This window comes from Luteimonas sp. MC1895 (assembly GCF_016457215.1).
GTDB lineage: Bacteria > Pseudomonadota > Gammaproteobacteria > Xanthomonadales > Xanthomonadaceae > Luteimonas.
In genome coordinates this window covers 190,269-208,745 of the sequence record NZ_JAEMDY010000003.1, presented here as the reverse complement: position 1 = coordinate 208,745, position 18,477 = coordinate 190,269, and the positions used below count along the sequence as shown (strand labels likewise).

Genomic DNA, 18,477 nt, shown 5'->3' with positions numbered 1-18,477 from the left:
GCTGGCAGGGCCCCCAAGGATACCCGCAGGCGCTCAGTCGCCGCCGTCCCTGTCGTCGTCGTTGTAGCCGGCTTCCACCGCGTCGCTCGCCACGGGCGCGCGCTCGTACTGGTTGGAATTGTCATCGCGGGTCGCGCCTTCCGCGCCGGCCACGTCCGCGGCGGCGGAGTCGTTCGCGTCCTGTCCGGTGGCCTCGATGGCCACGGTCTCGGCTTCGGCGGCGTTGAGGCCGCCGGCAACGGCCGGGCCTTCGCCGGTGACGCCGGTGGCGCGCGGCTCGCCGGTGCCGGGCGTCGCGGCGCCGCCGGTCAGGCCGGCCACGTCCTGGTCGCTGTCGCCGGTGGCGTCCGTGGGTACGGTGGCGCGGTCGTAGCCGTCGTCGCCATCGGCGACCGGCTCATGATTGGTGCATGCGGCGAGGGCGAAGCCCAGCGGCAGCAGGAACAGCAACGGGCGGATATCCATCACGTCGGTCCTCGGTCGCGCCGTGGCGCGAAGCGGACGGCCCGCGGGCGCGGGCCGTCCGGTACAGCGGTGGATCAGTTGCGCACGTCTTCGGCGGCCTTGTCGGCGGCGTCGGAAGCGTTCTCGAGCGCGTCGGACGTCGCCTCGCGGGTGCGGGCTTCGGCCTCGGCGGCAGCGGCGCGGGCTTCCTCGCTGGCGTTCTGCGCGGCAGCTTCGACGTCGGCGGCAGCCCGGTCGGCGGCGGCTTCGGCTTCGGCGGCGGCGTCGCGGGTCGCGGCGGCGGCGGCGTCCACGCCCGCTTCGGCGGCGTCACCGGCGGCGACGGCGGCGTCCTGGGCGGAATCGCCGGCACGCTCCATCGCGGCCTCGGCTTCGGCGGCGTTCTGGTCGGCGGTGGTGCCGTCGTTCTGGCAGGCGGCCAGCGCGAAGATGCAGGCGGCGGCCAGGATGGCGGTCTTGATCTTCATGGTGTCGATCCTCGTGGTGGTGTGGAACCGCATCGCGGCCCGGTGGGAGTGGATACGGAAAAGCCGCTGGAGATCCAGCGGCTTCCCGGTTTTACATCCGATGGTGCCGAGCAGTGATTACTGCTCGACGGCCTCGTCAGCGGCCTCTTCGGTCGCGTCGGCGGCGGACTCGGCGGCGTCGGCGGCGTCCTGCGCCACGTCGGCGGCAGCGGCCTCGGCCGAGCCTTCGACCGCGGCAGCGGCGTCGGCGGCGGCATCGGCAGCGGCGTCGGCGGCAGCGGCAGCGCTGTCGGCGGCCGAGTCGGCAGCGGTGGTGCCGGCCAGGGCGGCGTCAGCGGCAGCCTGGTCAGCGGCCTCGGCAGCGTCCGCGGCGGCGTTGTTCGCCTGGTCCTGGTTCGAGCAGGCGGCCAGGCCCAGGCCCAGCGCCAGCGCGATCAGCAGCTTGTTCATGCTCATTGTTGCTTTTCCTCGTCGTGGAATTTGGTTAACGCACGAAAGTGCGCCGCATATCATGACGGCAACCCCCTCACGACTGTCAAGCGGCAGTGTGGTGCCGCCGTCGTCAAGGGATCGTCAACGGTTCAGGCAAGCTCGACCGCGATCGCCGTCGCCTCGCCGCCGCCGATGCACAGCGAGGCCACGCCACGCTTGGCGCCGCGTGCCTTGAGCGCATGCAGCAGGGTCACCACCAGGCGCGCGCCGCTGGCACCGATCGGGTGGCCCAGCGCCACCGCGCCGCCGTTGACGTTGACCCGGTCGTGCGCGATGCCCAGCTCCTGCATCGGCGCCATCGCGACCACCGAGAACGCTTCGTTGATCTCGAACAGATCCACGTCCTGCACCGACCAGCCGGCCTTTTCCAGCACCTTTTCGATCGCCTGGATCGGCGCGGTGGTGAACCACTCCGGCGCCTGCGCATGGGTCGCGTGGGCGACGATGCGCGCAAGCGGCTGCAGCCCGCGGCTGCAGGCTTCGTCGGCGGACATGACCACGGTGGCGGCGGCACCGTCGGAGATCTTCGACGACGAGGCCGCCGTCAGCACGCCCTCCTTGCCGAAGGCCGCGCGCAGGCCGGGAATCTTCTCCAGGTTGACCTTGCCCGGCTCCTCGTCGGTGTCGGCCACCACGTCGCCCTTGCGGGACTTGACCGTCACCGGCGCGATCTCGTCCTTGAACGTGCCGTCGGCGATCGCCTTCTGCGCGCGGCGCGCGCTCTCGGCCGAGAACGCATCGATGGCCTCGCGGCTGAAGCCGAGCTTCGCGCAGGTGGCGTCGCCGAACACGCCCATGGCCTGGCCGTCGTCGGGATTGGTCAGGCCGTCATGGGCCATGTGGTCGAGGAACCCGGCGGTGCCATAGCGGATGCCGGTGCGCGAGCCGTTGAGGAGGTGCGGCGCATTGGTCATCGACTCCATGCCGCCGGCCACGACCACCTTGGCCGAGCCGGCCTTGATGACGTCGTGGGCCAGCATGATCGCCTTCATGCCCGAGCCGCAGACCTTGTTGATGGTGGTCGCGCCCGCGGCATCGGGAATGCCCGCCGCGCGCGAGGCCTGGCGCGCGGGCGCCTGCCCGAGGCCGGCCGGCAGCACGCAGCCCATGATCACTTCGTCGACCTGGTCACCGGCCACGCCGGCATGGGCGAGCGCGCCTTCGATCGCCGCGGCGCCGAGGGTCGGGGTGGGCACGCCGGTGAACTGGCCGAGCATGGAACCGATGGCGGTGCGCTTGGCACCGACGATGACGACGTCGGTCATGGGAGGAGCTCCGTGGGGTATGTCCGGCCATTATCGCACTGCAGCATGGGCCCGCCACCGGCCATTGGTCCGAGACGCCGTGCCGGTTTGCGGCCGGCCCCACTTGGCCCGCCTGGCGTTTTCACGTAATCAGTGCGATCACGCCAGACCGCTCGGGGAGAGACGGACATGCCCAGGACCCACCACCGCCGCACGATGCCGCGGTCGCTGCCCTTCGCCGTGCTCGCCACGGCCATCCTCGCCGCCTGTGGAGGCGGGGGAGGCGGCGGCGGGGACAACATCCGACCCGATCCGCCCCCGGTCGCGCCGCCGCCGGCCACGCCGCCGCCCGTGGTCGGCACGCCGATCCCGGCCAACAGCGCGCACCTGCTGCAGACCAACGCGGGCGCTGCGCACCAGGCCGGCTTCACCGGCGCCGGCATCCGCATCGGCATCGTCGACAGCGGCGTCAACCGCAACCATCCGGCGCTCGCCGGGCGCGTGGCCGCCAACCTGACCTACATCGGCGGCAGCGGCAACAACCTCGCGGTGGACGACGTGGTCGGCCATGGCACGGCGGTGGCGCAGGCCGCGGCCGGAAGCCCGTTCGGGACCTGGCCCGGCGGCATGGCCCCGGGCGCCCGGATCGTCTCGGCGCGGATCATCAACGACAACCCGCCCGAGGACGACGGCTCGGGCGAGGGCAACCAGGTCGACGGCCCGCTGGGGCTGGCCGGCATCCACACCGACCTGATCAACCGGGGCGTGCGGATCATGAACAACTCCTGGGGTGGCCTGTACTGGACCAATCCCAACGCCACCGCGGGCATCGCCTCCGAGTACCGCCGCTTCATCCTCGACAACGACGGGCTGGTGGTGTTCGCCAACGGCAACGCGGGTTTCAACGATCCGTCCGACATGGCCGCCCTGCCCAGTCAGCAGGGGCCCAACGGCAGCCTGCCGGCGGCGGAGCTCGAGCGCGGCTGGATCGCCGTCTCGGCGCTGGACCGCTACGACCCGACCCAGCTGGCTGACTATTCCAACGCCTGCGGGATCGCCATGGACTACTGCATGGTCGCGCCGGGCTCGGTTGTGGTGACCGGTACCAATGACGGGCCGACCTCGCCCGGGTACTGGCGCTGGACCGGCACCTCGCTTGCGGCCCCGCTGGTCTCGGGAGCCGCGGCGCTGGTCTGGGAGGCCTTCCCGTACTTCAACAACGACGCCGTGCGCCAGACCCTGCTGGGCACTGCCACCGACCTCGGCACGCCCGGCGTGGACCCGCTGTTCGGGCATGGCGCGCTGGACGCGGGCAAGGCGGTGCGCGGCCCCGCGCGGCTCGACTGGGGCGACTTCAGCGTCGCCTTCGATGGCGGCACCTCGACCTGGGGCAACGACCTGTCGGGCGACGGCCGCCTGGTCAAGGGCGGCACCGGCAGCCTGGTGCTCGATGCGGCCGCCGGCAACGCCGGTGGCGTCGTCGTCACCCGCGGCACCCTGGCCGTCAACGGCGCGGTCGCCGGCGACGTGCGCGTGGACGCCAACGGCCGATTCGGCCTCGGCACCCGCGTCGACGGCGACATCGACAACGCCGGGCGCGTCGACCTGCGCGGCACGGCCAGCGGCAGCAGCCAGACGGTGACCACGGTTGGCGGCGACTACCTGCAGCGCGACGGTGCCACCTTCGCGGTCTCGCTGGGCCAGCGCATGGACGTGGCCGGGAGCGCGCAGATCCAGGGCGGCGACCTGCACGTGGCCGGGGTCAAGCCCGGCTATACCACCGCGCGCCGCGAGGACCTGATCAATGCGGCCGGCGGGGTGACCGGGATGTTCGAGGACCTGACCTGGGGCAGCGGCATCTTCCTGCAGGGCACCCTGCGCTATGGCGGCGACCTGGTCTGGCTCGACATCGTCCGGCTGGACGTGGCGGCCACGATGGCCGCCCTGGGCGGGTTCACGCCGGCGGCGATGGCCTCGGCCGAACGCGTCGAGCATGCCTTCCAGCTGCTCGACCAGCCGCAGGAGGGCGGCGTCGCCAGCGGCTTCATCCGCGTGGCCGGCGAGCTGCAGCAGGTCGACAGCGCCGCGCGCGCCGCGCAGGCGCTGTCCAGCCTGTCCGGCGAGCTGCACGCCGCCTCGGTGGCGGCGACCCTGGACACCATCGACCTGGGGCGGCGCGCGCTGTCCTCGCGCTTGGATGCCTTCGACGGCGGCGCCCAAGGGGCCGGCGTGTGGAAGCGCAGCCTGGGTGCGGGCGGCGAGGGCGGCTTCGCGGGCAACGGCTTCGCGCTGGACGGCTGGATGATCGGAAGCGACAGCGCGCTGGGCGGTGGGCGCGTGGCCGGCTTCGCCTTCGGCGAGGCGCGCGCACATGGACGCGTCGATGGCCTCGGCGACCGTTCGCACGATCGGCAGACGTCCGGCACGGCCTACGCGGGCTGGGTGGACGGCAATGCCTGGGTGCTTGGCCAGGCCGGCGCGGGGCGCTTCGAGCGCGACGTCGAGCGCCGGCTGTTCGCCGGTGAGCGCAGCTCGGGCGTCTCGAGCCGCTATTCCGGCGACTACACCAGCGCGAGCGTCGAGGCCGGCTACCGGTTCGAGGCGGCGGGCTTCGCGCTGTCGCCGTATCTCGGCGCGGAGCATGTGCGCCTGCGCAGCGATGGCTTCAGCGAGAGCGGCGCCGACGGCTTCGGCCTGCGCGTCGGCGCATGGGACGCCGCGCGCAGCCAGGCGCTGGCCGGCCTGCGCGTCCAGCGCGCCTGGCAGGGCCTGGACCTGCATGGCTATGGCGAGTGGCAGGAGACGCTGTCGGCCAGCGGCTTCGACCTGCAGGCCGGCTTCGTGGGCGCCGACGCCTGGGCGCCGCTGCCGGGGCAGGCCGCGACCCGGTCGGGCGGCGTGTTCGGGTTCGGCGCGCGGACGTGGCTGGGGCACAACGCCCTGCTGGGGCTCGGCTACGACCAGCGCTTCGGCCCGCGCGGCCGCGACCGCATGGTGTCGCTGCGCTACGTCCAGGGATTCTGAGGGCCGCTTCCCGGACCCTGACGGCGCCCGGGACCCTGACGAGGCCCGGGACCCTGTAGGAGCGGCTATAGCCGCGATCGCGACGGATCGTGCAGGGCGATCGCGGCTATAGCCGCTCCTACAGGAACACGGGGGCGGGGAGCCTCAGGCGCGGTCTTCGAACAGTTCGCGGCCGATCAGCATGCGGCGGATCTCGTTGGTGCCGGCGCCGATCGCGTACAGCTTGGCGTCGCGCAGGATCCGGCCGGTCGGGTACTCGTTGATGTAGCCGTTGCCGCCCAGCGCCTGGATGCCTTCCAGCGCCACCTGCACCGCGGCCTCGGACGCGTGCAGCAGGCAGCTGGCCGGGTCGATGCGCGAGCGGTGGCCGGCGTCGTAGTCGCGCGCCACCTGGTAGGCGTAGGCGCGTGACGACTGCAGCGCGGTGTACATGTCGGCGATCTTCCCCTGCATCAGGCCGAAGGTGCCGATCGCCGCATCGAACTGCCTGCGCTCCCGCACATAGGGCAAGGCGGAATCGAGCGCGGCCTGCATCAGCCCGATCGGGCCGCCGGTCAGCACCAGCCGCTCGGTGTCGAGGCCGGACATCAGCACGCGCACGCCCTGGTTGACCTCGCCCAGCACGTTCTCCGCCGGGATCTCGCAGTCCTCGAACACCAGCTCGCAGGTGTTGCTGCCGCGCATGCCGAGCTTGTCCAGCTTCTGCGCGGTGCTGAAGCCCTTCATGCCGCGCTCGACGATGAACGCGGTCATGCTGCGGCTGCCGGCGTCCTTGCCCGCGGTGCGCATGTAGACGATCAGCACGTCGGCCTCGGGGCCGTTGGTGATCCACATCTTGTTGCCGTTGGCGACCCACGCGCCGTCGCGCCCCGCTCCAGGACGGAATTCCGCGCGGCAGGCCATCGAGCCCACCACGTCGGAGCCCGCACCCGGCTCGCTCATCGCCAGCGCGCCCTTCCACTCGCCGCTGCACAGCTTCGGCAGGTACTTCGCGCGCTGCGCGTCGCTGCCGTTGTGGTGCAGGTTGTTGACGCACAGGTTTGAATGCGCGCCGTAGGACAGGCCGATCGAACCCGAGGCGCGCGAGATCTCCTCCATTGCTACCAGGTGGGCGAGGTAGCCCATCCCGCTGCCGCCGTACTCGCCGGGCACGGTCAGGCCGAGCAGGCCCATCTCGCCCAGCTTCGGCCACAGCGCCTGCGGGAAGGCGTTGTCGTGGTCGACGGCTTCGGCGATCGGCGCGATCTCGGCCTCCGCGAAGCGGCGCACGGCATCGCGCAGCGCGTCGAGTTCTTCACCCAGCGGGAAGGTGCGCATTTCGGTCACTCCAGTCCTGGCGCCCGGCGCGTCTGCGCGCGGCGCGGTGCTTCACAAACGAGGTTTTCGAAAACAACGACGGGGCACCAGGCCCCGTCGTCGATCACGGCTTCAGCGGTGCTTACGCGCCGCCGCGGATGCGGCCGTGGAAGCGCGGGGCGGTGCGGCCCATCGGCAGCTTCAGCTTGCCCATCACGTCGATGCGCTCTTCGGCCATGCGGTCGGCGGCCTTGTAGGTCGGGATGCCGTCGCGCTTGGCGATCTCGAAGATGCGCGTCAGGTTGTGGTAGATCGTGCGCATCTGGCGCATGGCGCGCTCGCGGTTGTAGCCGGTCATCTCCAGCGCCACGTTCATCACGCCGCCCGCGTTCACCGCGTAGTCGGGTGCGTACAGGATGCCGCGCTTCTCGACTTCATCGCCGATGGCGTTCGTCGACAGCTGGTTGTTGGCCGAACCGCAGATCACCTTGGCCTTCAGCCGCGGCAGGGTCTCCTCGTTCACCGTGCCGCCCAGGGCGCAGGGCGAGTACACGTCGGCGTCGACGTCGTAGATCTCGTCCAGGCCCACGGCCTCGCAGCCGTATTCGGTGACGGCCTTGTCGACCAGCGCCTGGTTGATGTCGGTCACGAAGATCTTCGCGCCGCGCTCCTTCAGCAGCTTCACGTATTCCATGCCGACGTGGCCCAGGCCCTGCACGGCATAGCTGTAGTTGCCCACTTCCTCGTCGCCGAACCTGGCGTTGAGCGCGGCCATCAGGCCCTGCAGCGAGCCGTAGGCGGTGAACGGCGACGGGTCGCCCGAGCCACCGTGGACCTGGTGCACGCCGGTGACGAATTCCGTCTCCTTGTAGACGTGCTCCATGTCGTTGACGTCGATGCCCACGTCCTCGGCGGTGATGTAGCGGCCGCCCAGCGACTGCACGGCCTTGCCGAACGCGCGGAACAGCGCCTCGGACTTGTCGGTGGCCGGGTTGCCGATGATCACGGCCTTGCCGCCGCCGATGTCCAGGCCCGCCACCGCGTTCTTGTAGGTCATGCCGCGCGACAGGCGCAGCACGTCGTTGAGCGCGTCCTGCTCGGTCTTGTACGGCCACATGCGCGTGCCGCCCAGCGCCGGGCCCAGCACGGTGTTGTGGATCGCGATGATGGCCTTCAGGCCGGCGTCCTTGTTGTGGCAGAACACGACCTGTTCGTGGCCGTAGGTATCGAGGTGCTCGAAAATCATTCGGGACTCCGCAGCCGGCTCACCATCCCGCGCTGGGCGCGGGGTGGCCGGTGGTTTGGGTGGGGTGCTGGTTGTACGGCCGCCGGTGCACCGGACACGGGGTCCGGGAAGGCGACAGGCCCGACATTCTACGCCGCCGGCGCGGTGATTTCCCGTGCGCGCGGGTATGGCCGGATGCCGCAGCGCAGCATCCCTGCGGACCGCCTAGAGCTGCGATTCCAGCGGCAGCCGGCGGAACACCCAGGCCTGCAGCCGGCGCCAGCGGCTGGCCGCCGGCTCGGTCGCCAGCAGCCGCGGCGGCTGCGCGGCGGCGTCCAGCCACGCCAGGTCGCCCTCGGCATCCGCCACCACCTTCCAGCTCAGCGCCGGGCCGGCCAGGTGCAGGTACTCCGCGCGCAGGTCGGCGGCCAGGCCGGGATCATCGAAGAACACGCCCATCTCCGTGTTCAGGTACGCCGAGCGTGGATCGAGGTTGTAGGAGCCGATGAAGCCGGACTGCGCATCCACCAGGAAGGCCTTGGTGTGCAGGCTGGCGCCGCTGCTGCCCGCGCCGCGTGCCCGCGGACGCACGTTGGCCGGGCCGTCAGCATCGACGTCGACGTCGCCGTTGACGGCGGCTTCGGGCCGCAGCTCGTACAGGTGCACGCCGCCGTCCAGCAGCCGCGGGCGGTACTTCGCGTAGCCGCCATGCACCGCCACCACGTCGTTGGCCGCCAGCGAGTTGGTAACCACGCCCACGTGCACGCCCTCCGCAGCCAACGTGGTCAGCATCTCCGAGGTGTCATCGCCGGGCACGAAATAGGGCGAGACCAGTAGCACCGCGTCGCGCGCGCCGCGCAGGGCCGCGTCCACCTGGCCCACCAGCCAACCGGTCGTCTCGTCGCCGGGCCGCTTCACCGGCGGATCGGACACCACGCGGATGCGCCCGCTCCAGCGCGGCTCCAGCGACTGCCGCAGGTAGGCGCGCACCGTGGGCGAGCCTTCCACCCGTTCCATGTAGCGCCGCGCGTCGGCCGTGCGCGCCTCGCCGCCGATCACCTCGGCGGTCGCGCGGATGTCGTCCATGCCCAGCCTGCCCAGGTCGGACAGCGGCACCACCGCGTCGCTGTTCCAGAACGCGTCGAAGATGCGGCTGGCCTGCTCGACCTCGGGGCCGAACAGCAGCAGGTCGAGGTCGTGGAAGTTGCTGGCGTCCGAGGCGCCGAAATACTCCAGCCCGACGTTGCGCCCGCCCACGATCGCCACCCGCCCGTCGGCGATCCAGGCCTTGTTGTGCATGCGGTGGTTGAGGCTGAAGCCGCGCTGCAGCATCTCCAGCAGGCGCGCGATGCCGTCGCGGTTGCGGAACGGGTTGTACAGCCTCACCTGGATGTTCGGGTGGCCGTCGAGCACCAGCAGCGGCGTGTCCTTGCCGCCGGCGTTGATGTCGTCGAGCAGCAGCCGCACGCGCACGCCGCGCTCGGCGGCCAGCCAGGCCTCGCGTGCGAGCAGGCGGCCGGTGAGGTCGTCGTGCCAGATGTAGTACTGCAGGTCGAGGCTGCGCCCGGACTGGCGCGCCGACATCGCGCGCGCGGCGAAGGCGTCGATGCCGTCCACCAGGGTGATCGCGCCGGTCTGGCCCGGATGCTGCGCCAGCAGCGGCGCCAGCTCGCGGTCGAGCGGGGTGTCGTCGCGGGCCACCGGCAGCGCCCACGAGGCCTGCCCGGTGTTGGGCGGCGTCAGCCGGTCGGCCAGCAGCAGGCCGCTGGCGACCAGCACCGCCAGCGTGAAGGCGCCCCAGAGCATGATGCGCCGCGCCCGGCTGATCACCTGATGTCCGTCCCTGTCCCCCGAAGGCCGGCACTATAACCGCGCGCCCTTGCAGGAGCGGCGGGTGTAAAAGGGTCGGCACAGGGGAAGCACGTTCGATCCACGCCAGACAGGGAGATCCAGGCATGGCCGCTGCACGTCCCGCACCGCCCCCGGCGATCGCCTCGCTCGACTCCGGCACGCGCCGGCTGTTCGACGCCCGCCCCGACACCGCCGACTTCCGCGACCGCATGTTCGAGCCGACGCTGGTCGACGTGCCCACCGAGTCGCCGCTCGAACACTTCCTCGCCCAGGGCGTGCCGGTCCTCGACCAGGGCAGCGACGGCGCGTGCACCGCCTTCGGTCTCGCCACCGTGGCGCACGCACTGCTGCGCCGTCGCCGCCCGCAACCCGACGACGCCCGCGTCAGCACGCGCATGTTCTACGACATGGCGCGCCGCTACGACGAATGGGAGGGCGAAGGCTATTCCGGCTCCAGCTGCCGCGGCGCGATGAAGGCCTGGCACCGCCACGGCGTCTGCTCCGAGGAGCTCTGGCCCTATAACCCCGGCCTGACGCTCGAGCCCTACACCGACGAGCGCGCGCGCGACGCCCTGCGCAACCCGCTCGGCGCCTACGCCCGCGTCAACCACAAGGACCTGGTGGCGATGCACGCCGCCTTCGCCGAGACCGGCGTGCTCTACGCCTCGTCCGCCGTGCACGACGGCTGGGACGCACCCGCCGCCAGCGGCCGCATCCGCTGGGCGCAGCAGCCGGTGCTCGGCTGGCACGCCTACGCGATCGTCGGCTACGACCGCGGCGGCTTCTGGCTGCAGAACTCCTGGGGCGAAGGCTGGGGCCAGCTGGGCCATGGCTGGATCAGCTACGACGAATGGCTCGAACGCGGCACCGACGTCTGGGTGGCGCGCCTGGCGGTGCCGGTCGAACTCGAACGCGCCAGCTCCGCCGCCGTCAGCACCTCGCCGCTGGGCCGGCAGTCGGTGGGCTATTCGCAGGCCGACCTGCGCCCGCACGTCATCAGCCTGGGCAACAACGGCGCGCTGCGCTGCGAGGGCCGCTTCGCCTGCACCCAGGAGGACGTGCGCAACATCGTGCGCCAGGACATGCGCGCGATCATCGCCGGCTGGAAGAAGAAGCGCGTGCTGCTGTACGCGCACGGCGGCCTGGTCCCCGAGGATGCCGCCATCCAGCGCGCCGCCGACTTCCGCCAGACGATGCTGGCGCAGCAGGTCTACCCGCTGTGCTTCATCTGGAAGACCGACCTCTGGTCCACGCTCGGCAACATCCTCAAGGACGCCGCGCGTCCGCGCAGCGAGGGCGTGATCGACGCGGCCAAGGACCTGCTGCTCGACCGCATCGACGACACCATCGAGCCGCTGGCGCGCGCCATCGGCGGCAAGCTGATGTGGGACGAGATGAAGGAGAATGCCCGGCTCGCCACCACCGCGGTGTCGGCGGCGCCGGGCGGCGGCTTCGTCGAGAACGGTGGCGCGGCCCAGGTGGCGCGGCTGCTGGACGAGTGGCGGCGCGAGGATGCCAGCGTCGAGATCCACCTCGCCGCGCACAGCGCCGGCGCGATCCTGATGGCGCCGCTGCTGCAGCTGCTGACGCGGCCAGGCCAGATCATCGGCGGCCCGGCGCAGGGGATGCTGGGCATGGGCGGGCGCGTGGCCAGCCTGACGCTGTGGGCGCCGGCGCTGGACATGGACAGCTTCATCCAGGCCTGCCTGCCGGCGATCGAGTCGCGGGCGGTGGAGCGCGCGGCGCTCTTCACCCTCACCGACGCCGCCGAGCAGGACGACCACTGCCTGCGCATCTACAACAAGTCGCTGCTGTACCTGGTGGCGCGCGCCTTCGAGCAGCAGCCGCGCAACTGGATCGACCGCCGCCTGCGCCAGGGCACGCCGCTGGCCGGCATGGCGCGCTTCATCGAGGCCCGCGAACCCGCCGACCAGGCCTGGGGCTACGAACGCGTGCACAAGGCGATCGCCGAGGGCCGCCTCGACTGGGTGCAGTCGCCCAACGACCGCCCGCTGGGCGATGCCGGCGCGGCGCGAGCGACCACCCACGGCGGCTTCGACGACGATCCGGCGACGGTGGCCGCGCTGGTGGCCACCGTGCTCGGCAAGCGGCGCAGCGGTGCACGCGTGGGCCTGCACGCGTCGGCGGAAACCCGCGCCCAGCGGCGCCGGCGCTTCACCGCCGGGCTTGCCGACTAAACTGAACAGGTTCAGGTGGACACGGTGGTGCGGGAGGCGCGTCGGTGGTTGAATGCGGTCGCAGGGCGGCCTGTCCCCGCCCATTGGATCCCGATGCCGAATACGACAGCGCCTGCAGTCAGGGGCTTCGATGCCACGAGCGTGCTTGCAGAGGTCCGCAGCGCCACGCGTGGTACCCACGACGCCCTTGATGCGCTGCTGCCGCACGGCCTTCGGAATCTCCGGGATTACGGCCGCTACCTCGGTGCACTGCTGCCGCTGGCCGAATGGCTTGCGCTCGGCCATCGCGGCGACTGGGCCGGCCGCGACGCGGCCTGGCACGACGGCGTGCGACTCGACTGCCTGCGCGCCGACTGCGCGACCCTCGGCGTCGCCAGCGCGGCCACCGGCGCCCCCGCGCCCGCCACCCGTGCGCACTGGCTCGGCGGCTGTTACGTGATCGAAGGCTCCGCGCTCGGCGCGCGCCTGCTCGCGCGCGACGTCAGCGCGCTCGCCACCGGGCACCCGGAAGTCCGCGGCGCGCGCCGCTTCCTCGACCACATCACCGCGGACCCGCCGCGCTGGGGACGTTTCGTCCGCCTGCTGGCCACGCTGCCCGACGCACACGCCGCCGCCGCCACGTCCGGCGCACGCGATGGCTTCGCCATCGTCCATTCGCGCCTCGCCCCCGGAGGAATCACGGCATGAAGCCAGACCCCAAGCTGTCCGCGCCCGACCTGTCGCAGCACGCACTGTCAGAGAACCCTGTGTCAGACCGCGCCCGCTTCGAGCACGCCCTCGCCGAATGCGCGCGCGAGCCGATCCACGTCATCGGCGCCGTGCAGCCGCCCGGCGTGCTGCTGGCCTACCACGCCCGCGACCTGCGGATCCTCGCCGCATCGGCCAACGCCGTGGAGCTGTTCGACGCCGGCGAGATGGCCGCGCTCCTCCACCAGCCGATCGAGGCGCTGCTCGACCGAGCGTCGCTGGCCGCGGTCAACGCGGTGCTCGCGCGCGGTGAAAGCGGTGCCTCGCAGTTCGCCTGCGCCGCCAACGTCGGCCCGATGGGCGCGCTGCACGACATCTCCACCCATGCCGCCGGTGGGCTGGTGCACCTGGAGATCGAACCTTCGGGCCTGGGCCAGCCGCTGGAAGGCGGGCACGCCATGGTCTCGGGGCTCGACGCCGCGGCCGGCAACGGCGACTTCCTGCCCAGCATCGCCCGCCAGGTGCAGCGCATCTCCGGCTACGACCGGGTGATGGTCTACCGCTTCCTGCCCGACTACAGCGGCGAAGTCGTGGCCGAGGCGCTGGCCGGCGGCCTGGCCTCGTACGAGGGCCTGCGCTACCCGGCGTCCGACATCCCGCCGCAGGCGCGCGCGCTGTACCTGCGCAACCGCGTGCGGGTGATCGCCGACGTCACCGCCGAGCCGCAGCCGCTGATGCAGTCGCCCGAGCTCGAGGGCCCGCTGGACATGAGCTTCGACGTGCTGCGCGCGGTCTCGCCGGTGCACCTGCAGTACCTGCGCAACATGGGCGTGGCCGCCTCGATGTCGATCTCGCTGGTGGTCGATGGCCGGCTGTGGGGCCTGGTGGCCTGCCACCACGGCAGCCCGCGGCCGGTGAACGCACGCCAGCGCACCGCGCTGGAGATGGTGGGCCGCCACGCGTCGATGATCCTCGACGCGCACGAACTGCGCAGCTCCGCGCGCATCGACGCCGTGCGCCGCAGCCATCGCGACGCGCTGGAAGGGCGCCTGCACCGCGCCGCCGGTCCGGAGGCCGCCTCCGCGCTGCTGCCGGAGATGCTGGACCTGGTGCTGGGCTCGGTGGAAGCCGATGGCGTGGCGGTGTGTCTGGACGGCGGCTGGCACGTACACGGGGCCACCCCGGATGGCGAAGGCCTGGCGCACGCCCTGGCCTGGGCCGGCACGCAGGGCCACGCCGGCGCCGCCGCCACCGCGCGCGGCGCGGACTGGCATCCCGACGCGCAGCCGGACGCCTGCGGCCTGTTCGCCGTGCGCCTGGGGCAGGGCAGCGGCGTCTGGCTGCTGCTGTTCCGCCGCGAGCAGCGCGAGACGCTGCGCTGGGCGGGCCGGCCGGACCGTCCGTTCCAGATGGATCCCGACGGCACCCATATCGGCCCGCGGGCCAGTTTCGAGGCCTGGGAAGTGGACGTCAGGGCCCTGTCCGCGGCCTGGACCGGACGCGACTTCGAGCTGGCCCGTCGCCTGCGCATGGTGGTCGAGCGCTACATCCCGGAGCACCCGCTGCCGAGCACCTGCGGTGCCGACGACGGCGTGCGCAGCGACAGCGACCGCTCGATGCTGCGCTGGGACGCGCGCGAACACGCCACCCGCCTGCGCCGCCTGGCCGAGCTGCTCGACGGGGCCTCGCCCGAGCGCGGACGCCTGGAGCGCCTGCGCGCCCTGCTGACCCAGATGGAAGACGAGCTGGGCGCCATGGCCGACGCCCTGGACTGACCCCGGCGCGGCACGCGCCGGCCATGCGCCGGCGCGCGCCCGGGCGGCGCGTGGCCGCGGGCTACAATCGGACCGTTTTCCATGGATTCCGACGGTTCCCGATGAGCGTTCCCGCCAGCCACACCCCCGTTGCCACCCGTGCCGAAGCCACGCCGCTGCGCTTCGTCACCGCCGCCAGCCTGTTCGACGGCCACGACGCCGCCATCAACATCATGCGGCGCCTGATCCAGGCGCAAGGCGCGGAGGTGATCCACCTCGGCCACAACCGCTCGGTGGAGGACGTGGTGCGCGCCGCGCTGCAGGAGGACGCCGACGGCATCGCGCTGTCCAGCTACCAGGGCGGCCACGTGGAATACATGAGGTACATGGTCGACATGCTGCGCGAGCGCGGCGCGGCGCACATCCGCGTGGTCGGCGGTGGCGGCGGCACGATCACCCCGGAGGAGATCCGCGAGCTGGAAGGGTATGGCGTCGAGCGCATCTACCACCCCAACGACGGCATGAAGCTGGGCCTGGTGGAGATGATCGAGGACGTGGTGGCGCGCGTGTCCGGCGCCCGCGATGCACAGGCCGCCGCGGCGCGCGAGCCCGCCAGCACCCGCCCGTCGATGGACGACGAGATCGCCATCGGCCGCGTGCTGTCGGCGCTGGAGGACGGCGTGTATTCCGAGTCGGAGCTCGCCATGCTGCGCAAGCAGTGGGCCTCGGGCGCGGCCGGCCATGACGGCCCCACGCCGGTCATCGGCATCACCGGCACCGGCGGCGCCGGCAAGAGCTCGGTCACCGACGAGCTGCTGAACCGCTTCCTGGCCAGCTTCCCGCAGATGCGCATCGCGGTGATCTCGGTCGACCCGACCCGCCGCCGCACCGGCGGCGCGCTGCTGGGCGACCGCATCCGCATGAACTCGCTTAGATCCCACCGCGTGTACATGCGCTCCATGGCCACCCGCCGCCAGAACGTGGCGACCAATGCCGTGCTCAAGGACTGCATCGGCTTCCTGAAGGGCCTGGGCTACGACCTGGTGATCGTGGAGACCGCCGGCATCGGCCAGTCGGATTCCGAGATCGTCGACCTGGTCGACTTCCCGATGTACGTGATGACCAGCGACTACGGCGCCGCCAGCCAGCTCGAGAAGATCGACATGATCGACTACGCCGAGCTGATCGTGCTCAACAAGTACGACAAGCGCGGCGCCGAAGACGCGCTGCGCGACATCCGCAAGCAGTGGAAGCGCAACCGCGTCGCCTTCAAGGTGGCCGACGAGGACGTGCCGGTCTATCCCACCATCGCCAGCCAGTTCAACGACCCCGGCATCAGCTGGATGTTCGCGAACCTGTGCCGCCTCCTCCGCGAAAAAGTCCTGGCCAATGCCCCGACCGAAACGACTGTAGGAGCGGCTACAGCCGCGATCGGTTCCGGCGACACAATCGCGGCTATAGCCGCTCCTACAGGAGCCGGCGTTCGCTGCGACTTCAATCCGGGCATCGACACCTCGCTGAAGGAACCCCGCGCCACCGTGCTGATCCCCGGCGCCCGCATCCGCTACCTCGCCGAGATCGCCGAGCAGGGCAGGGCGATCAACGCCTCGATCGCAAAGCAGGCCGAAGCCGCCGACCGCGCCCAGTCGTTCTGGCAGGCGCTGCACGAGCTGGGCGACGAGCGTCTGCCGAAGGCGCTGGACCTGTACGCGGGCGACGACCTGGTGGGCGAGGGCGACCGCACCCTGCTGACGCTGCGCCAGCGCTACAACGACGCCGTGCAGGCCCTCAGCGCCGAAAACCTTCGCAACCTCCGCGACTGGCCCGCGCGCCTGAAGTCCATCACCGACGAGGTGACCGAATACCAGGTCCGCAACAAGGCGATCCGCGTCGAGAACTACCGCGAGTCGCTGAGCCACCAGCCGATCCCCAAGATCGCCGCCCCCACCTACAAGAGCTGGGGCGAGCTGCTGACCTTCCTCGGCAAGGAGAACCTGCCGGGCTCCTACCCCTACACCGGCGGCGTCTACCCCTACCGCCGCACCGGCGAGGACCCGATCCGCATGTTCGCCGGCGAAGGCACGCCCGAGCGCACCAACCGCCGCTTCCATTACCTGTCGGTCGGCCAGCCCGCCGCGCGCCTGTCCACCGCCTTCGACAGCGTCACCCTGTACGGCGAGGACCCCGCGCCGCGCCCGGACATCTACGGCAAGATCGGCAACTCCGGCGTCAACATCCCCACGCTCGACGACATGAAGAAGCTGTACTCCGGCTTCGACCTGTGCGCGCCCACCACCAGCGTCTCGATGACCATCAACGGCCCCGCGCCGATGATCCTCGCGATGTTCATGAACTGCGCCGTGGACCAGCAGGTGGAAAAGTACCTGAAGGCCGACGACGCCCGCTGGGCGGACGCGCAATCGAGGATCGACGCCTTCTTCGAAGGCCGCGAGCGTCCGAAGTATTACGGCGAGCTGCCGCCCACCAACGACGGCCTCGGCCTGGCCCTGCTGGGCATGACCGGCGACCAGCTGGTGGACGCCGAGACCTACGCCCGTATCAAGGCCGAGACGCTCGCCACCGTGCGCGGCACCGTGCAGGCCGACATCCTGAAAGAGGACCAGGCGCAGAACACCTGCATCTTCAGCACCGAATTCGCGCTCCGCATGATGGGCGACATCCAGCAGTACTTCGTCGACCAGAAGGTCCGCAACTTCTACTCGGTGTCGATCTCCGGGTACCACATCGCCGAAGCCGGGGCGAACCCGATCAGCCAGCTGGCTTTCACGCTGTCGAATGGCTTCACCATCGTCGAGTACTACCTGGCGCGCGGCATGAAGATCGACGACTTCGCGCCCAACCTGTCGTTCTTCTTCTCCAACGGCATGGACCCCGAGTACACCGTCATCGGCCGCGTGGCCCGCCGCATCTGGGCGCGCGCCATGCGCGAGCGCTACGGCGCCAACGACCGCAGCCAGATGATGAAGTACCACATCCAGACCAGCGGCCGGAGCCTGCACGCGCAGGAGATCCAGTTCAACGACATCCGCACCACGCTGCAGGCGCTGTACGCGCTGTTCGACAACGCCAACTCGCTGCACACCAACGCCTACGACGAAGCCATCACCACGCCGACCGAAGAGAGCGTGCGCCGCGCCGTGGCCATCCAGATGATCATCAACAAGGAGCTGGGGCTCAACTTCATCGAGAACCCCTGGCAGGGCAGCTTCGCGGTGGATTACCTGACCGACATCGTGGAAGAGGCCGTGTACAAGGAGTTCGAAGCCATCAGCGAGCGCGGCGGCGTGCTGGGCGCCATGGACACCATGTACCAGCGCGGCAAGATCCAGGAAGAGAGCCTGTACTACGAGCACAAGAAGCACGACGGCAGCCTGCCGCTGGTGGGCGTGAACACCTTCCTGCCGAAGGAGCACGCGGGCGAGGTGGCCACCGAGATCGAGCTGATCCGCTCAACGGAAGAAGAGAAGGGGCAGCAGATCGAGAACGTGCGCCTGTGGCAGACGGCCCGCAACGTGCTGGCGCCGGTCGGGGAGACCGAGCATGCGCACGTGGTGGAGGACGATGCCGCGGCGGCGACCGAGCCGCATGACGGGCATGGCCTGGGGTATCTGCAGAAGACGGCGCGGGAACGCAGGAACGTGTTCGAGGCGCTGATGGAGGCGGTGAAGACGCATAGCCTGGGGCAGATCAGCCATGCGCTTTATGATGTGGGTGGGGAGTATCGGCGGAATATGTAGCTTTGATGTTGATGTG

12 protein-coding genes are annotated in these 18,477 nt (G+C 71.2%); 5 read left to right on the top strand and 7 right to left on the bottom strand.

All coding sequences use genetic code 11. The annotated features are described in order from the left end of the window. Positions 1-33: 33 nt before the first annotated feature. The 4 genes from JG616_RS09010 to JG616_RS08995 all read right to left on the bottom strand — a co-directional run bounded on the left by JG616_RS09010 (position 34) and on the right by JG616_RS08995 (position 2,689). Positions 34-465: a hypothetical protein gene (locus JG616_RS09010; protein ID WP_199392381.1), complete on the bottom strand. Its 432-nt coding sequence runs from the start codon at positions 463-465 to the stop codon at positions 34-36. A gap of 74 nt (positions 466-539) precedes the next feature. Beyond that, positions 540-932 (bottom strand): hypothetical protein, encoded by a 393-nt coding sequence (locus tag JG616_RS09005; RefSeq protein WP_199392380.1) that lies wholly within the window; start codon positions 930-932, stop codon positions 540-542. 117 nt (positions 933-1,049) lie between these two features. Beyond that, positions 1,050-1,388, bottom strand: a complete 339-nt coding sequence (locus JG616_RS09000) for a hypothetical protein (protein WP_199361742.1) — start codon at positions 1,386-1,388, stop codon at positions 1,050-1,052. 125 nt (positions 1,389-1,513) lie between these two features. Then, a complete protein-coding gene (locus JG616_RS08995; RefSeq protein ID WP_199392379.1) occupies positions 1,514-2,689 on the bottom strand; it encodes an acetyl-CoA C-acyltransferase in 1,176 nt (391 codons plus the stop codon). Positions 2,690-2,857: 168 nt separating this feature from the next. On the opposite strand from JG616_RS08995, the gene JG616_RS08990 reads away from it, so the two are divergent. Further along, positions 2,858-5,692, top strand: coding sequence for an autotransporter serine protease (locus tag JG616_RS08990; RefSeq protein ID WP_235973071.1), 2,835 nt, complete (start codon positions 2,858-2,860; stop codon positions 5,690-5,692). Positions 5,693-5,836: 144 nt separating this feature from the next. Here JG616_RS08990 and JG616_RS08985 read toward each other — a convergent pair whose 3' ends face one another. The 3 genes from JG616_RS08985 to JG616_RS08975 form a co-directional block, all read right to left on the bottom strand. Continuing rightward, complete coding sequence (locus JG616_RS08985) at positions 5,837-7,009, bottom strand: isovaleryl-CoA dehydrogenase (protein WP_199392378.1); 1,173 nt, start codon at positions 7,007-7,009, stop codon at positions 5,837-5,839. Positions 7,010-7,130: 121 nt separating this feature from the next. Then, positions 7,131-8,234, bottom strand: coding sequence for a Glu/Leu/Phe/Val dehydrogenase (locus JG616_RS08980; protein ID WP_199361745.1), 1,104 nt, complete (start codon positions 8,232-8,234; stop codon positions 7,131-7,133). Positions 8,235-8,438: 204 nt separating this feature from the next. Then, positions 8,439-10,043, bottom strand: coding sequence for a phospholipase D family protein (locus JG616_RS08975; RefSeq protein WP_343225003.1), 1,605 nt, complete (start codon positions 10,041-10,043; stop codon positions 8,439-8,441). A gap of 125 nt (positions 10,044-10,168) precedes the next feature. Here JG616_RS08975 and JG616_RS08970 point away from each other — a divergent pair, with 125 nt between their 5' ends. From JG616_RS08970 to JG616_RS08955, 4 genes are all read left to right on the top strand, one after another. Then, positions 10,169-12,262, top strand: coding sequence for a C1 family peptidase (locus JG616_RS08970; protein ID WP_199392377.1), 2,094 nt, complete (start codon positions 10,169-10,171; stop codon positions 12,260-12,262). 93 nt (positions 12,263-12,355) lie between these two features. Beyond that, the gene (locus tag JG616_RS08965) at positions 12,356-12,949 is read left to right on the top strand and encodes a biliverdin-producing heme oxygenase (RefSeq protein ID WP_199392376.1); all 594 of its coding nucleotides are present in this window, start codon (positions 12,356-12,358) and stop codon (positions 12,947-12,949) included. Beyond that, positions 12,946-14,724: a GAF domain-containing protein gene (locus JG616_RS08960; protein ID WP_199392375.1), complete on the top strand. Its 1,779-nt coding sequence runs from the start codon at positions 12,946-12,948 to the stop codon at positions 14,722-14,724. The genes JG616_RS08965 and JG616_RS08960 overlap by 4 nt, the downstream gene beginning before the upstream one ends. 101 nt (positions 14,725-14,825) lie before the next feature. Further along, the gene (locus JG616_RS08955; protein ID WP_199392374.1) at positions 14,826-18,461 is read left to right on the top strand and encodes a methylmalonyl-CoA mutase family protein; all 3,636 of its coding nucleotides are present in this window, start codon (positions 14,826-14,828) and stop codon (positions 18,459-18,461) included. Positions 18,462-18,477: the final 16 nt, after the last annotated feature.

Bases quoted from the DNA above. Each gene is read 5' to 3' on its own strand.
- JG616_RS09010 (WP_199392381.1), bottom strand. From the start codon at position 465: ATGGATATCCGCCCGTTGCTGTTCCTGCTGCCGCTGGGCTTCGCCCTC.
- JG616_RS09005 (WP_199392380.1), bottom strand. From the start codon at position 932: ATGAAGATCAAGACCGCCATCCTGGCCGCCGCCTGCATCTTCGCGCTG.
- JG616_RS09000 (WP_199361742.1), bottom strand. From the start codon at position 1,388: ATGAGCATGAACAAGCTGCTGATCGCGCTGGCGCTGGGCCTGGGCCTG.
- JG616_RS08995 (WP_199392379.1), bottom strand. From the start codon at position 2,689: ATGACCGACGTCGTCATCGTCGGTGCCAAGCGCACCGCCATCGGTTCC.
- JG616_RS08990 (WP_235973071.1), top strand. From the start codon at position 2,858: ATGCCCAGGACCCACCACCGCCGCACGATGCCGCGGTCGCTGCCCTTC.
- JG616_RS08985 (WP_199392378.1), bottom strand. From the start codon at position 7,009: ATGCGCACCTTCCCGCTGGGTGAAGAACTCGACGCGCTGCGCGATGCC.
- JG616_RS08980 (WP_199361745.1), bottom strand. From the start codon at position 8,234: ATGATTTTCGAGCACCTCGATACCTACGGCCACGAACAGGTCGTGTTC.
- JG616_RS08970 (WP_199392377.1), top strand. From the start codon at position 10,169: ATGGCCGCTGCACGTCCCGCACCGCCCCCGGCGATCGCCTCGCTCGAC.
- JG616_RS08965 (WP_199392376.1), top strand. From the start codon at position 12,356: ATGCCGAATACGACAGCGCCTGCAGTCAGGGGCTTCGATGCCACGAGC.
- JG616_RS08960 (WP_199392375.1), top strand. From the start codon at position 12,946: ATGAAGCCAGACCCCAAGCTGTCCGCGCCCGACCTGTCGCAGCACGCA.
- JG616_RS08955 (WP_199392374.1), top strand. From the start codon at position 14,826: ATGAGCGTTCCCGCCAGCCACACCCCCGTTGCCACCCGTGCCGAAGCC.